Below are 13,751 nucleotides of genomic sequence, written 5' to 3' on the forward strand. Positions count from 1 at the left end.
TTAACCTCCCGCAAAGGATCGCTTAATAGCGATCCTTTTTTGGTTTATAAAATAGCTATTTTTTATTGGTTTTAGTTAAGCAGTAACTAATATGCGTTTGCAAAGGCACTTGTGGTGTTAAATAGCTAAATGGGAAGTGTGGGTTATTAGGGCTGTCGGGGCAAAATTGCGGCTCTAGGCAAATACCGTCAAATTGGTTAAACGGGCTTTTTAAATGCTGCCCTGTATATATCTGAATAGCAGGGTAGTTAGAAAACACACTCAGCATTACTTTTTCATCAGCACTTGTAAGCTCAGCGTGTTGCTTATTGGTTTGCAGGTTAAGTACTTGCTCGGTTACAAAGTTATGATCGAGTTTATCGGTTTTATTAAGCACCCGCGCATTTGTGTAGTCAAAAGTGGTATTTGCTATAGGGGCTATTAAACCTGTGGGAATGGCGTTTGTATCTACGGGGGTATAATGCGCGGCGGCCAGTTTTAATGCATGCCCTTGTGCGCTGTTATTAATGCCATTTAAATTAAAGTACGGGTGTGCTGTGGGCCCTGCAATGGTTTTTTTATTACTGGTAATTGTAAATTTAATATCAAGATTACTGTGGCTTTTACTGTTAGTGGTAAAGGTATACAGCACGTTAAATGTAGTTTTACCTGGGTAGCCGTTGTATTCATCGGGTAGGGTAATACTTAAACTTAATGCATTTTTGTGATGATAATCGAGCTGCCAAAACAAGTCGCTTAATGCTTTTTGGCCGCCGTGAAGTTGGTTTACGCCTTCGTTTTTATTAAGTGCATAAGCTTTATCATCAATGTTTATTTGGGCGTTACTTAGCCTGTTTGCATAAGGGCCGGCTACAGCTCCTAAGTAAAACGTGTCGTTTAAATAGTCATTAATATTAGAATAGCCAAGTATAATATTTCGTTTTTTACTATCAATATGGGTAACCCAGCTGGTAAGCCGGGCACCGTAGTTAATAATAGAAATAGTGTCGTTTACCTCATTACTTAGTGTGTATTGAATAAGTGAAGTTGTCATTGTGGTTACTCTTTTAATTGTTCGTTCTAGCTTTTTTAATTTCTTCTTTTACTATTGGGTACAGATCGTAAGTTGGGTAAAACTCAGTGCTGTAAGCTTTCCAACCATAACGTTCAATCGATAAATTTACTTTTGGTAATAATGCTGCCGGAAAGCGCAAGGTAACAACTTGCCCTATGCCCATCATTACTTTCCAAGATTCTACCGTTGCGCCCTCTGGCGGAAAATGTTTGTAAAAGTTAGCGTTGTTGAGTATTTCTTTTATTTCAGAGAGATTTTTTGATTGGTCGTGTTTTAAAAAAATTGTCAGCATTAGTTCATCATTCTGCTCGTCATTTGCCCATGCGTTAAAACTAGTACTTGCACTAAAAAGCATAATTAATAGTAAGTATTTCATAGTTCACCTTTGTTGGTTAATTGTAAAAATGCGCCGAGCTTTGGGAGGCTTAGCGCATTAATTGGATAAAGTTTGGATTATTTAGCGCATTACGCGTACTAAATATATTAAGCGTTGGCTTTAATTAACGCCTGCGCGGTGCTCACTACATTTTTGGTGGTAAAGCCAAAATGCTCTAATAACACATTACCTGGCGCCGACTCACCAAAAGTGCTCATACCAATTACTTTGCCTTGTAAGCCTACATATTTAAGCCAGTAATCTTGGTGTGATGTTTCAATTGCAATACGGTTTACAACTGAGTTTGGCAGTACACTTTGCTTATAATCGTCTGATTGCAGGTCAAACAATGTGGTGCTTGGCATTGATACCACACGCACTGCAACGCCTTGTGCTGTGAGCTCTTTAGCAGCTTGCATTGCTAAATCTACCTCAGAGCCTGTTGCAATTAAAATAAGCTCAGGTGCTTTATTGCTTTCGCTAAGAATATAGCCGCCTTTTTCTATATCGCTAATTTGCTGAGCACTACGTGGCTGGTGGTTGAGCCCTTGGCGACTAAAAATAAGCGCAGTAGGTTGCTGCTGATTTTGTATCGCGTTTTTCCACGATACTGCGGTTTCTACTGCGTCACATGGGCGCCATGTGACTAGGTTTGGGGTCATACGTAGGTTGGCTAGTTGCTCAATAGGTTGGTGAGTTGGACCGTCTTCACCTTGGCCTATAGAGTCGTGGGTATACACAAATATATTTTGAATACCCATAAGTGCCGACATTCTGACTGCGTTACGGGCATATTCCATAAACATTAAAAATGTAGCGCCGTAATTAATAAAACCACTGTGCAGTGATATGCCATTCATAATGCCGCTCATACCAAACTCGCGCACGCCATAAAACAGGTAATTACCGCTGGCGTCATCTGCGCTTATGCCTTTAGAGCCAGACCACAGCGTTAAATTAGAACCAGCTAAATCGGCAGAGCCACCCAATAACTCTGGTAAATGCGGGGCAAAGGCTTCAATAGTGTTTTGCGAGGCTTTTCGGCTTGCAATGTTGGCAGCGTCTTTGTTGCACTGTGCAATGTAGTTGTTTGCAATAGCTTCAAAACTTTCAGGCAAGGTGCGTTTAATTACGCGGCGTTCAAATTCTTTGGCAAGCTCTGGGTGGTTTTTGGTGTAGTCGCTAAACAGTTGCTGCCATTGTTTTTGTTTTTTATCACCGCTTTGTTTAGCGTCCCAATGGGCGTAAATATCATCACTGATACTAAATGCTTCATTTGGGAGGTTTAAAAATTTGCGCGCCGCAGTTATTTCGTCATTACCTAATGGCGAGCCATGGCAGTCGTGCGAGCCTGATTTATTTGGCGAGCCAAAACCAATTACGGTTTTACAACAAAGTAGAGTAGGTTTATCGCTCACTTGTTTTGCTTGTGCAATGGCGCTGGCAATTTGTTCTGGGTCGTGGCCGTCTATATCTTTTATTACATGCCAGCCGTAAGAGTCAAAGCGTTTAGCGGTGTCGTCGGTAAACCAGCCCTCAACGTGTCCGTCGATAGATATGCCGTTATCGTCCCAAAAAGCAATAAGTTTACCCAGGCCTAGTGTGCCTGCAAGCGAACATGCTTCGTGCGATATGCCTTCCATTAAACAGCCATCACCCATAAAACAGTAAGTGTAATGATCTACAATATCAAAACTCTCTTTGTTAAATTGTGCTGCTAGGGCTTTTTCGGCAATGGCCATACCTACAGCGTTTGATAAACCTGCGCCAAGCGGGCCTGTTGTTGTTTCAACACCTGGGGTATAACCGTATTCGGGGTGACCTGGGGTTTTGGAATGCATTTGTCTAAATTGTTTAAGCTCGCTAAGTGGTAGTTCGTACCCGCTTAAATGCAATAAAGAATAAATAAGCATAGAGCCGTGCCCGTTACTGAGTACAAAGCGGTCTCGGTTTGGCCAATTTGGATCGTTAGGATTGTGGTTTAAAAAATCGTTCCACAGTACTTCGGCTATATCGGCCATACCCATAGGTGCGCCCGGATGCCCTGAATTTGCTTGCTGTACCGCATCCATACTTAGTGCGCGAATGGCATTAGCAAAAGGCGCACGAGAAGAAAGCTGAGTCATGTATTACCTCAAATAAAATTAAAAAAGCCCGCACGTAATGTGGCAGGCTTGAGGGAAATTAGTGTAGTAGGTCTTCAACCAATTTAGCCAAAATACGCTGGTCTTTGGCAAAGTTACGAATGCCTTCACCGAGCTTTTCGCTGGCCATTGCATCTTCGTTGTGCTGCCATAAAAACTGCTGATGGGTAAGCTCGGTTATTTCACTTCGCGGCGCTTTTGTTATGTTTGCAGCGTCAAGTTTAGTAACCAGTTCACCTTCTTGGCTTTGTAAACTATTTAACAGTGGTGGCGAGATAGTGAGTAAATCACAGCCAGCAAGTTCGATTATTTCTTCAATGTTTCTAAAGCTTGCGCCCATTACCACCGTTTTATAATCGTACTTTTTGTAATACTGATAAATACCTGTAACCGACTGCACACCAGGATCTTCGCTTGGGGTGTATTCTTTGTTTTCAGCCGCTTTATACCAATCAAGAATACGCCCAACAAACGGAGATATAAGCGTTACGTTAGCTTGTGCGCATGCAATGGCTTGAGCCATCGAAAAAAGCAGGGTTAAGTTACACTTAATACCTTCTTTTTCTAACTGCTCGGCGGCTTTAATGCCTTCCCATGTTGAAGCAAGTTTAATAAGTACGCGGTCTTTTGAAATACCCGCTTGCTCGTAAAGCGAAATAAGCTTACGCCCTTTGGCAATACTTGCTTTGGTGTCAAACGATAAACGCGCATCTACTTCGCTTGATATACGCCCAGGTATTACCTTTAGTATTTCACAGCCAAAGTTAACAATAAGTTGGTCGCAAATAGCGTCAACGTCGTTGCCAGCTTTGCTTATAGCATCACTAATTAAATGTTTATACTGAGGTAATTTTGCAGCTTGTAAAATTAACGAAGGATTGGTTGTTGCATCAACCGGTTGTAGGGCTTTGATTGACTCTACATCGCCACTGTCGGCAACGACCGTGGTTACTTTTTTGAGTTGTTCTAACAAGTTCATAATGATGTACGCCTCGGCTTTAAAACCGAGGCGATGTCCTTATACGTAGCGGTTAACAATATTCTCAAGCAGTTCTTGGCGACCAGAAACTTGCTTAGGATCGATGTTGTTCTCGTGTACTAAGGCTGAAAGGCTTTCAAGTGATTGCTCACCATTTAGAATGCTTTGACCTAGGTCTTCTTTCCAACCAGCGTAACGTTTTTCAACAAAATCAGTCAGCTCGCCGCCTTCAATCATTGCTGCTGCATTGAGTAATGCTTTAGCCATCGTATCCATACCGCCAATGTGACCAATGAATAAGTCATCACGCTCACAAGATTGACGACGAAGTTTAGTGTCAAAGTTAAAGCCGCCCGTTGTAAAACCACCCATTTTTAAAATTTCGTAAACAACAAGTGTGCACTCAGCTACGTCGTTAGGAAATTGGTCTGTATCCCAACCGTTTTGCATGTCGCCACGGTTAGCATCAATACTACCCATAATGCCCTCAGCGCAAGCAACTGCAATTTCGTGGTGGAAACTATGACCCGCAAGTGTTGCGTGGTTTGCTTCAATGTTTACTTTAATTTCGTCTTGTAAGCCGTGCTTGTATAAAAAGCCTGCAACCGTTGCTGTATCGTAATCGTACTGGTGCTTAGTTGGCTCTTGTGGTTTTGGCTCAATTAATAATGTGCCTTTAAAACCAATTTTTTTCTTGTGCTCTACAACCATTTTCAAAAAGCGTGCGTACTGTTCGCTTTCTTGTGCAAGGTCTGTATTTAGTAGCGTGTCGTAACCTTCACGACCACCCCAAAGTACGTAGTTTTCGCCGCCTAAACGATGTGTAATTTCCATTGCATGTTTAACTTGTGCTGCTGCATATGCATACGTATTAGGATTAGGGTTTGTTGCACCACCGGCACAAAAACGCTGATTTGAGAATAAGTTAGCAGTACCCCACAGTAGTTTTACACCTGTGCGCTGCATTTCTTTTTCGATAATGTTAGCTATGTGCGTTACGTTATCGTGGCTTTCTTGTAGTGTTTTGCCTTCAGGGGCAATATCAACATCATGAAAACAAAAGTAAGGAACGCCTAATTTTTCATAAAATTCAAAAGCTACTTTTACTTTTTGTTCAGCAAGTTCTAATTGGTTGCCCACAGGTTGGATCCAAGGACGGTCAAACGTACCTTCACCAAAAATATCAAACCCTGTAGAACAAAAGTTATGCCAGTAACAAGCTGCAAAACGAAGGTGCTCTTTCATTGTTTTGCCAAGCACTACTTGGTTTTCGTCGTAGTAACGAAATGCAAATGGGTTTTTAGAGTTTTCACCCTCAAATTTAATTTTTTCAACGTTTGTAAAAAATTGCTCGCTCATATTGTGCTCCATTAATTTTATAATAGTGTATTAAAAGTATGTTTTTACACTTTGATAAAGTGCTTTGTATGTTGTGTATTGCTGTGCGTAAAAGTCATGCATGATTGGGTCTGGCTCAATGGTTTGCGTTACTTTGCCGTTAACACACACTTGTTGTGCAGGGAGTTGTGTTACTGCTATTCGGGCAAGTCTTGCAGCGCCAAATGCGGGACCAACTTCTGAGCCTTCTCGGTAAATTAGGGGGCGGTTAAGTACGCTTGCGATGATTTTTCCCCACAGTGGGCTTTTAGCGCCACCACCAATAACGGTTACATCGTCAATTTGTGCGCCGGCATCAAGCAGTACTTGTTGGCCATCGGCAAAGGCAAAAGCAACGCCCTCGAGTACTGCGCGGCCAAGGGCTGCTGCATCGGTATCACTGTCTAAACCAAAAAACACGCCTTTGGCATCGGGGTTATTATGCGGTGTACGTTCGCCAGTTAAATAAGGCAAAAATATCACAGAGCTTGGTTTGCTAAAGTCGCATTTACTTACTTGTTCAAGCAATGCACCTTCGTTTTCAAAACCAGTTAATTTAGTGACCCAGGTTAAACAGCTTGCTGCGCTTAACACCACTGACATTTGGTGCCAGGTGTTTTCAATGCAATGACAAAAAGTATGTACAGCACCTTCTGGGTTAGGCAGGTATTTTTCGTTGGCAACAAAGTAAACGCCCGAAGTACCTAATGATAAAAACGCTTGTTTTGGCTTTACTACGCCTACACCGGCAGCGCCTGCGGCATTATCGCCACCGCCTGCAACAACAGGTACTTGCTCCATTCCCCATTTAGCAGCAACTTGGGCTGTTAATTTGCCTGTAATTTGTGTGCCTTCAAAAAGAGTAGGCATGTGTTGCTCTGTTAAGTCGCAAGCACTAAGCATTTTTTGCGACCATGCTCTTTTTTCTACGTCTAGCCATAATGTGCCTGCAGAGTCAGACATATCTGATGCAAAATCGCCGGTCATTAAAAAGCGTAGGTAGTCTTTTGGTAATAATACTTTGGCTACTTTTGCAAAATTTTCTGGCTCAAACTCTTTTAACCACACCAATTTAGGTGCAGTAAAACCAGGCATTGCTATGTTGCCGGTAATATTACGAGAATTTGGTTCGCGTTTTTCAAGCTCTACACATTGTGCAGCACTACGCCCGTCGTTCCATAAAATGGCTGGGCGAATAATATTATTGTTTTTATCAAGCAGCGTAGCGCCATGCATTTGCCCAGAAAGGCCCACAGCCTTTACCGATTTTAGTAATGCAGGGTGAGTCTTTTTAAGATCCTCGATTGCACTACAGGTAGCAAGCCACCAATCTGAAGGGTTTTGCTCAGAAAAAAGTGGTGCTGGGCGTGAAACGCTTAAAGATCCACTTGCTTGAGCAAGCAATTGGTCTTGCTCGTCTAAAATAATTACTTTTACACCTGAAGTGCCTAAATCGATACCAAGGAACATAAATGTGATACTTAATGTTGTTTTAGTGTTAGCGCTAACATTAATGATTTGATATTGTTAAGTCAAGCTAGTTTTAAACTATGTTTAACAATTAATTTGCAAGTTTATTGCTTGGTTGTTGGAGTTCACTTAAATTTCTTTTTAAGATCATAAGGAAACACTATGAAAAAAATAAACTGGGGTATTGTTGGTTGTGGCCGAATTGCTGCACAATTTTGTGAAGACTTAGTACATACCAATAATGGTGTTGCGTACGCGGTTGCAGCAAGAAGTGGGGAAGATGCAAGCGCCTTTGCGAGCAAGTATGGCGCGGCAAATGCCTACGAAGGGTATCAAGCATTATTTGACGATAAAAACGTTGATGTAGTTTACATTGCGACCCCGCATAACTTTCACTTTAAAAATGCCAGCGATGCTATTAAAGCAGGTAAGCATGTATTGTGCGAAAAGCCTATTACGGTCTCAGCTGAAGAGTGTAAGCAGTTGTCTTTACTGGCTAAAAAGCACGACGTATTTTTAATGGAAGCCATGTGGACGTACTTTTTACCTGCAATACAAAAAGCAAAACAATGGGTAGAGCAAGGGCGAATTGGCACTATTAAACATGTTAAAGCTGACTTTGGCTACCCTGTGCCTTTTAATCCCGATGGGCGTGAATACAACCCAGATTTAGCGGGCGGTTGTTTACTTGATATGGGAATTTATCCGCTTGCCATTGCCAATTACTTTTTAAATAACGACCTTGAAAACTTACACGTAAGAGCAAATATTCGCTACAAAGGCGTGGAAGACGATGTACTTATTACTGCTAATTGTGGCGATGTAATGGTGAGCTTAGCAACGTCATTTCAATGCCGGTTAGGGAATGGTGCGTATATTATTGGTGACAAAGGCTATATAAAAATACCCGATGCATTTAGAGCTTATGAGTGCTCTTTGTATGAGCTTGATGACTTAATTGAGCGTTTTGAAGATGGCAGGCAGTCACAAGGTTACAGTTTTGAAGCGCAAGAAGTAGGGCGCTTACTGAGCGAAAATAAACGAGAGAGTGACATTATGAGCCACTCTCAAAGTTTACTTTTACAATCGCAAATGGAGCGTATTAAAGCCCTGTTTTAATAGAACTTTAAATGAGCTTTTAAAAGCTTTTAAATGGTTTTATATCAGCTCTAAATCAACTAATAGACTTAACTGGCGGCGACTTATTCGCCGCTAGGTTCGTCATAGTTAAAAAATGAAAAGTGAGCTTCTTTATTTTGTCCCGATAAGTCTTGGCACGCCATACCAATAAAAGCACCGGTAAAACACGGTCGATACCCTTGCGGTGATTGCTGCACGTAATCATCAGATAAAATGCTGCCATCGAGCACTGGGCCAAACTCTATCCAGCGGTTTTTTTCGGTGGCGTAGTAAAACTGCAGCTGAGCGCCATCAAAATCAGCTTTTAAGTAAACAGGCTTGTTTGTTTTAAGCAAAAGCGGTGCAACAGGCGTGCTTGTTTGGTATTTATCACAGCTTATTACATTTAAATAACGTGGTGTGGTTTCATCGCCTACATCGCCGCCGCTTATATGTAAATAGTAGTAATGAGCGGTGTTGTAATAACATACAAGCCCCGCCATTTGCTGAAAACTGCTCGGCGCAAAATCAACGCATGTGCTGCTAACAGTATGATGAGCTTGTACACGCCTGGCAATAAAACTTTGCTGATGCAATGAGCTTAAAGACTCTTTCCCCACTAGGGTGAGCGATGATTTTTGGGTGTTCTTATACACCCAATTTTTGCACATAGGTATGCGCAATGACTGAAAATCAACAGTAAGCCCATCGTTACTAAAATCAATATGTGTTGTGGGTTGCGGCTGTGGGTTTAGCGTTAAACCTTCAACGGGTACGTGTATTCTGGGGGCTTTATTTGTGTGTTTTGCATAAGGCCAGCCATCGTCTTTCCAGATTATTTGCTCAATCCCTGTTTCACGCCCAGTAATGCAGCGGCCGCGCTCAGACAGTGGCCTTGATGTTAAAAATACCGTGTACCAATCACCGGTTTGTGTTTGAAAAAAATCTCCATGGCCACATTTTTGTAGCGCATTACTCGGCTCGTGGGCTGCTGTAATAACGGGGTTGTATGGGTGTACTTGGTAAGGGCCAAATACGTTTTTAGAGCGCGCAATACTAATGCAGTGTTCATACCCTGTGCCACCTTCAGCGGTAATTAAATAGTAGTAATCGCCGCGTTTTAAAATATGCGGGCCTTCAGTGCAACCAAGCTCTGTGCCTGCAAATATAGGTTTAACATCGCCTATTAACTTATTGGTTTTTAGGCAAAGCTCTTGCATTACTATGCCACCAAAGAGTTTGTTGTCGCGGTGATCAACCAGCATGTTTAGCAAATAACTTTTACCGTCATCATCGTGAAAAATAGACGGATCAAAACCGCTAGAATTTAAGTAAGTCGCTTGTGACCAGTTGCCGGTAATATCAGTGGTTGATACAAAATAATTTGGCGTGTCTTTCCATGGGCCATCAAAGCTTTTTACATTGGTATACACCAAATAAAAACGCCCATTGTTGTAGCTAAGTTGCGGTGCCCATACACCGCAAGAGTCGGGCACTCCTCGCATATCAAGTTGCTCTACGGTATTAAGTGCTTGGCCTATAACTCGCCAATTAACTAAATCGGTAGAGTGGTGAATTTGTACACCGCCAAACCATTCAAAAGTTGAGGTGGCTATGTAGTAGTCGTTATTAACTCTGACAATGTTTGGGTCTGGGTTAAAGCCTCTTAGAATTGGGTTTTGCAGCATGCTCATAATATAGGCCTTTTTAAGTTTTTTATATTATTGGGTGTGAATACTATAAATTTGTTGTTAGCGCTAACATTTTCGGTGTAGTATAAGACTTTGTCAATAAGTAATCATTTAAAACGCGCTGTAAACAATATCAAGCTTTACAATTATGTATAATGAAAATTAAGAAAGTTAATTATAACAATCCACTGATTGTGAGTAGGTAATAACAGTAATGGCCGATCCTAAAAGAGCAAGAATACAAGATGTAGCCGAGCAGGCTGGTGTATCAATGATGACAGTTTCGCGCGTGCTCAACCAAGACAAAAAAGTAAGCGACAAAACCCGCGAAAAAGTAATGGCTGTTGTTGAGCAATTAAATTACAGGCCAAATGTGTCTGCTAGGCGCCTTGCTAGTACTAAGTCATTCTTTTTAGGGCTTTTATACGATAACCCAAGTGACTCTTACATAAGCCAATTTTTATTGGCAGCGCTTAAAAAATGCCGCGCACTGGGCTACCACCTTGTTGTTGACGAAGCGCATAGCGATATTGACAAAACAATTGAATCGGTAAAGCAACTTATTGATGTTACACAGGTTGATGGCATGATTTTACTGCCTCCTATGTGCGACAACGAACAGGTTTTAGATGTGCTTACTAAAGCACAAGTACCATTTGTAAGAATAACGCCAGATACAAAATTAAATCGATCCCCTTATATATGCATGGACGATTACCAAGCAGCGTTTGATGTTACAGAGCATTTAATAAATCAAGGGCATAGCAAAATTGCACATATTATTGGCGACACTAAACAAGGTGTTAGCCGTTTGCGTTACCAAGGTTATTTAGATGCACTGCGCTCTAATAAAATAATAACGCCACCTGAGTATATAGAGCAGGGCAGTTTTACTTATCAATCGGGCATGGAAGCGGCAATAAAATTACTTTCACTTGATGATAAGCCTACAGCTATTTTTGCAGCTAACGATGACATGGCAGCCGCTGTAATCTCAATAGCTCAAAAACAAGGTATTAATATTCCAAGCGAACTGTCGGTTGTCGGCTTTGATGACACGCAACTTGCAACCATAGTTTGGCCAAATATTTCTACGGTAAAACAGCCCATTAATGAAATGGCTGAGCTTGCCATCACTTTACTTGCATCGGGTCAGTATAACGATTTAAGCAATGTAAAAAGCTTAGACTTAAGACATATTTTAGATTTTGAATTAATAGAAAGAGAATCAAGCTCAACCAATAAAAACAACTAAATAAGCACACCCTTTTGAGCTTCAAAATCTATATAAAATAACAACAACACACAATATGGATACTTATGAACGAGAAAGAAAATGTACTTTTAATAGTACTGGTTTGCTTTGTTGCGACCATTGGCGGTTTTTTATTTGGTTTTGACAGCGGTGTAATTAACGGCACGGTTGATGGACTCCAAACAGCGTTTGGCTCCAGTAGTGCGGGTACGGGATTTAACGTATCGAGCATGCTAATTGGTTGTGCAATTGGTGCGTTTTGCGCAGGTCGATTGGCTGATAAATTTGGACGTCGTCCAATTTTACTTTTTGCTGCAGCCTTATTTATTATAAGTGCTTGGGGTTCGGGTGTGTCAGTCACATCGTTTGAATTTGTGATTTATCGAATTTTAGGCGGCTTAGCGGTAGGGGCTGCATCGGTTATGACCCCAGCTTATATTAGCGAAATTGCCCCCGCACGATACAGAGGAACGCTCTCTACACTGCAACAAGTGGCTATAATTTTTGGTTTGTTTAGCGCATTTGTAAGTAACTACTTTTTAGCAAATACGGCTGGCGGCTCTACGGCTATATTTTGGCTCGACTTTGAAACATGGCGTTGGATGTTTTGGGTTGAATTATTACCTGCATGCTTGTTTTTAAGTGCTTTATTTTTTATCCCCGAAAGCCCGCGATACCTAATTATGGCTGGTAAAAAAGACGCTGCTGCACGTGTTTTATCGTCATTATATGGTGCTGAAACTGCCGCTCTTAAATTAAATGAAATAGCAGAGTCTCTTGCTGGCGATAAACACCACCCTAAATTATCTGATCTTATTGATAAACCTAAAAAACGTTTACGCCCCATTGTTTGGATAGGAATTGGCTTAGCTACATTTCAGCAATTAGTAGGCATTAACGTTGTTTTTTACTACGGCGCGGTACTTTGGCAAGCAGCAGGCTTTACTGAATCTGACGCGTTACTCATTAATATAATAAGCGGATTTGTAAGTATTTTAGCGGTGTTTATTACCATGTGTTTTATAGACAAAATTGGCAGAAAACCTTTTTTGTTAACCGGCTCAATTGGTATGACGGTGACGCTTTCGGTTATTGTTTATGCCTTTTTAAACGCAGATATTGGCTCAACAGGTAACTTAGAATTAGGAGAGCAGGGCATAGTTGCTTTAATAGCCGCTAATGCGTATGTGTTCTTTTTTAACTTATCGTGGGGCCCTGTAATGTGGGTTATGTTAGGCGAAATGTTCCCTAACCAAATTCGCGGCTCTGGCCTTGCAGTTACCGGCTTTGCCCAGTGGATAGCTAACTTTTTAATTACATGGTCGTTCCCTGTCATGCTCACTGGTATAGGTTTAGCAGGTGCGTATGGTTTTTACGCATTTTGCGCGTTTGTTTCAGTCATATTTGTATTTAAGTTTTTACACGAAACCAAAGGTAAAGAGCTTGAACAAATGAAAGGGTAAATATTACCCCTTTAATAAGCGCCAAAACTAAAGCAACAGAACTAGAATAATAGAACTAAAGCAATAGTTTTGGCGTTGTTAGACTGCTTCACTCGTTAAGCTTTCTTTTTACTAAACCCAAACATTTTATAAACTCGCAGCAACTATCTCATTTCTCAATAGTTAAATTATTAATGCATTTAAGTAAAGTGTAAGTCGCTTGTTCAATATCACGATTTGCAATAGCGTTTAACATCATTTTTTAAACTTTTATTATTTCGATTTAAGCTGCCTCGATCGCCGTTTTCCCTTAGTTGTTAACTGGGTCATCAACCTTCGGCCATGTTTAAAAATGAATAATATTAGACGTGACGTAGCTTTTTTAACAAGACGTAGTTGCGCAGTTTGTGTAATAAGCAACTAAAAAGCAAATACAGCTGATAGTCTGCAGTGAGCGATAAGCAGTCAGTCGTATTTTTTACATTGTATGACTGCTTCAAGCTCATTGCTGCCGTTGATATTTAGATAGTGAACGTTAATAAATTGCCAGTAGAAAATTTAGAACCCATCAATTTAAATAATAAAATTCATGGGTGATGTCCCACTGTTCACTGTTCATAGAGTATTAACCTTTTCAACCTGTTGTAGATATAATGGGGACATCCTCCATTATTCGTTCTATAGTGAAATTCGTATAACAGCGAGGGTGATATTTTGTTGCCTAGCGGAGCAAAAAAATAGTCACAATTGATATTTTTGAGCATTTCTGCAATAAGTTAACCTCTATACACTTCATTCGCATTTGAATGTACTTACCTCTTGATATTTAATGAATTGACTTTAT

10 protein-coding genes are annotated in these 13,751 nt (G+C 40.9%); 3 read left to right on the forward strand and 7 right to left on the reverse strand.

What is annotated here, in order from left to right:
* Positions 1-55 precede the first annotated feature (55 nt).
* The 6 genes from GQR38_RS12755 to xylB form a co-directional block, all read right to left on the reverse strand.
* Positions 56-1,033, reverse strand: a complete 978-nt coding sequence (locus tag GQR38_RS12755) for an aldose epimerase family protein (RefSeq protein ID WP_165721793.1) — start codon at positions 1,031-1,033, stop codon at positions 56-58.
* Positions 1,034-1,046: 13 nt separating this feature from the next.
* Entirely contained in the window at positions 1,047-1,430 is a 384-nt protein-coding gene (locus GQR38_RS12760; RefSeq protein WP_024593043.1) for a hypothetical protein, read from the reverse strand.
* A gap of 107 nt (positions 1,431-1,537) precedes the next feature.
* Positions 1,538-3,556: a transketolase gene (gene tkt / locus GQR38_RS12765; protein WP_165721792.1), complete on the reverse strand. Its 2,019-nt coding sequence runs from the start codon at positions 3,554-3,556 to the stop codon at positions 1,538-1,540.
* A 58-nt stretch (positions 3,557-3,614) separates the two neighbouring features.
* Entirely contained in the window at positions 3,615-4,553 is a 939-nt protein-coding gene (tal, locus tag GQR38_RS12770) for a transaldolase (RefSeq protein WP_206006192.1), read from the reverse strand.
* Between the two features lie 39 nt (positions 4,554-4,592).
* Positions 4,593-5,912 carry a xylose isomerase gene (xylA, locus tag GQR38_RS12775; protein WP_007375167.1) on the reverse strand — a complete coding sequence of 440 codons (1,320 nt, stop codon included), beginning with the start codon at positions 5,910-5,912 and terminating at the stop codon, positions 4,593-4,595.
* A 30-nt stretch (positions 5,913-5,942) separates the two neighbouring features.
* Entirely contained in the window at positions 5,943-7,400 is a 1,458-nt protein-coding gene (gene xylB, locus GQR38_RS12780) for a xylulokinase (protein WP_165721791.1), read from the reverse strand.
* Positions 7,401-7,562: 162 nt separating this feature from the next.
* Between xylB and GQR38_RS12785 the strand changes: the two genes are divergently transcribed.
* On the forward strand, positions 7,563-8,519 hold the full coding sequence (locus GQR38_RS12785; RefSeq protein WP_165721790.1) for a Gfo/Idh/MocA family oxidoreductase: 957 nt from the start codon (positions 7,563-7,565) through the stop codon (positions 8,517-8,519).
* Between the two features lie 83 nt (positions 8,520-8,602).
* On the opposite strand, the gene GQR38_RS12790 is transcribed toward GQR38_RS12785, so the two are convergent.
* Entirely contained in the window at positions 8,603-10,213 is a 1,611-nt protein-coding gene (locus tag GQR38_RS12790) for a glycoside hydrolase family 43 protein (protein ID WP_165721789.1), read from the reverse strand.
* 211 nt (positions 10,214-10,424) lie between these two features.
* On the opposite strand from GQR38_RS12790, the gene GQR38_RS12795 reads away from it, so the two are divergent.
* Positions 10,425-11,465, forward strand: coding sequence for a LacI family DNA-binding transcriptional regulator (locus GQR38_RS12795; RefSeq protein WP_101163905.1), 1,041 nt, complete (start codon positions 10,425-10,427; stop codon positions 11,463-11,465).
* Positions 11,466-11,518: 53 nt separating this feature from the next.
* The gene (locus GQR38_RS12800; protein WP_346774069.1) at positions 11,519-12,928 is read left to right on the forward strand and encodes a sugar porter family MFS transporter; all 1,410 of its coding nucleotides are present in this window, start codon (positions 11,519-11,521) and stop codon (positions 12,926-12,928) included.
* Positions 12,929-13,751: the final 823 nt, after the last annotated feature.

The organism is Pseudoalteromonas sp. c7(2019), assembly GCF_011378625.1.
GTDB lineage: Bacteria > Pseudomonadota > Gammaproteobacteria > Enterobacterales > Alteromonadaceae > Pseudoalteromonas > Pseudoalteromonas arctica.

Bases quoted from the DNA above. Each gene is read 5' to 3' on its own strand.
- GQR38_RS12755 (WP_165721793.1), bottom strand. From the start codon at position 1,033: ATGACAACTTCACTTATTCAATACACACTAAGTAATGAGGTAAACGAC.
- GQR38_RS12760 (WP_024593043.1), bottom strand. From the start codon at position 1,430: ATGAAATACTTACTATTAATTATGCTTTTTAGTGCAAGTACTAGTTTT.
- tkt (WP_165721792.1), bottom strand. From the start codon at position 3,556: ATGACTCAGCTTTCTTCTCGTGCGCCTTTTGCTAATGCCATTCGCGCA.
- tal (WP_206006192.1), bottom strand. From the start codon at position 4,553: ATGAACTTGTTAGAACAACTCAAAAAAGTAACCACGGTCGTTGCCGAC.
- xylA (WP_007375167.1), bottom strand. From the start codon at position 5,912: ATGAGCGAGCAATTTTTTACAAACGTTGAAAAAATTAAATTTGAGGGT.
- xylB (WP_165721791.1), bottom strand. From the start codon at position 7,400: ATGTTCCTTGGTATCGATTTAGGCACTTCAGGTGTAAAAGTAATTATT.
- GQR38_RS12785 (WP_165721790.1), top strand. From the start codon at position 7,563: ATGAAAAAAATAAACTGGGGTATTGTTGGTTGTGGCCGAATTGCTGCA.
- GQR38_RS12790 (WP_165721789.1), bottom strand. From the start codon at position 10,213: ATGAGCATGCTGCAAAACCCAATTCTAAGAGGCTTTAACCCAGACCCA.
- GQR38_RS12795 (WP_101163905.1), top strand. From the start codon at position 10,425: ATGGCCGATCCTAAAAGAGCAAGAATACAAGATGTAGCCGAGCAGGCT.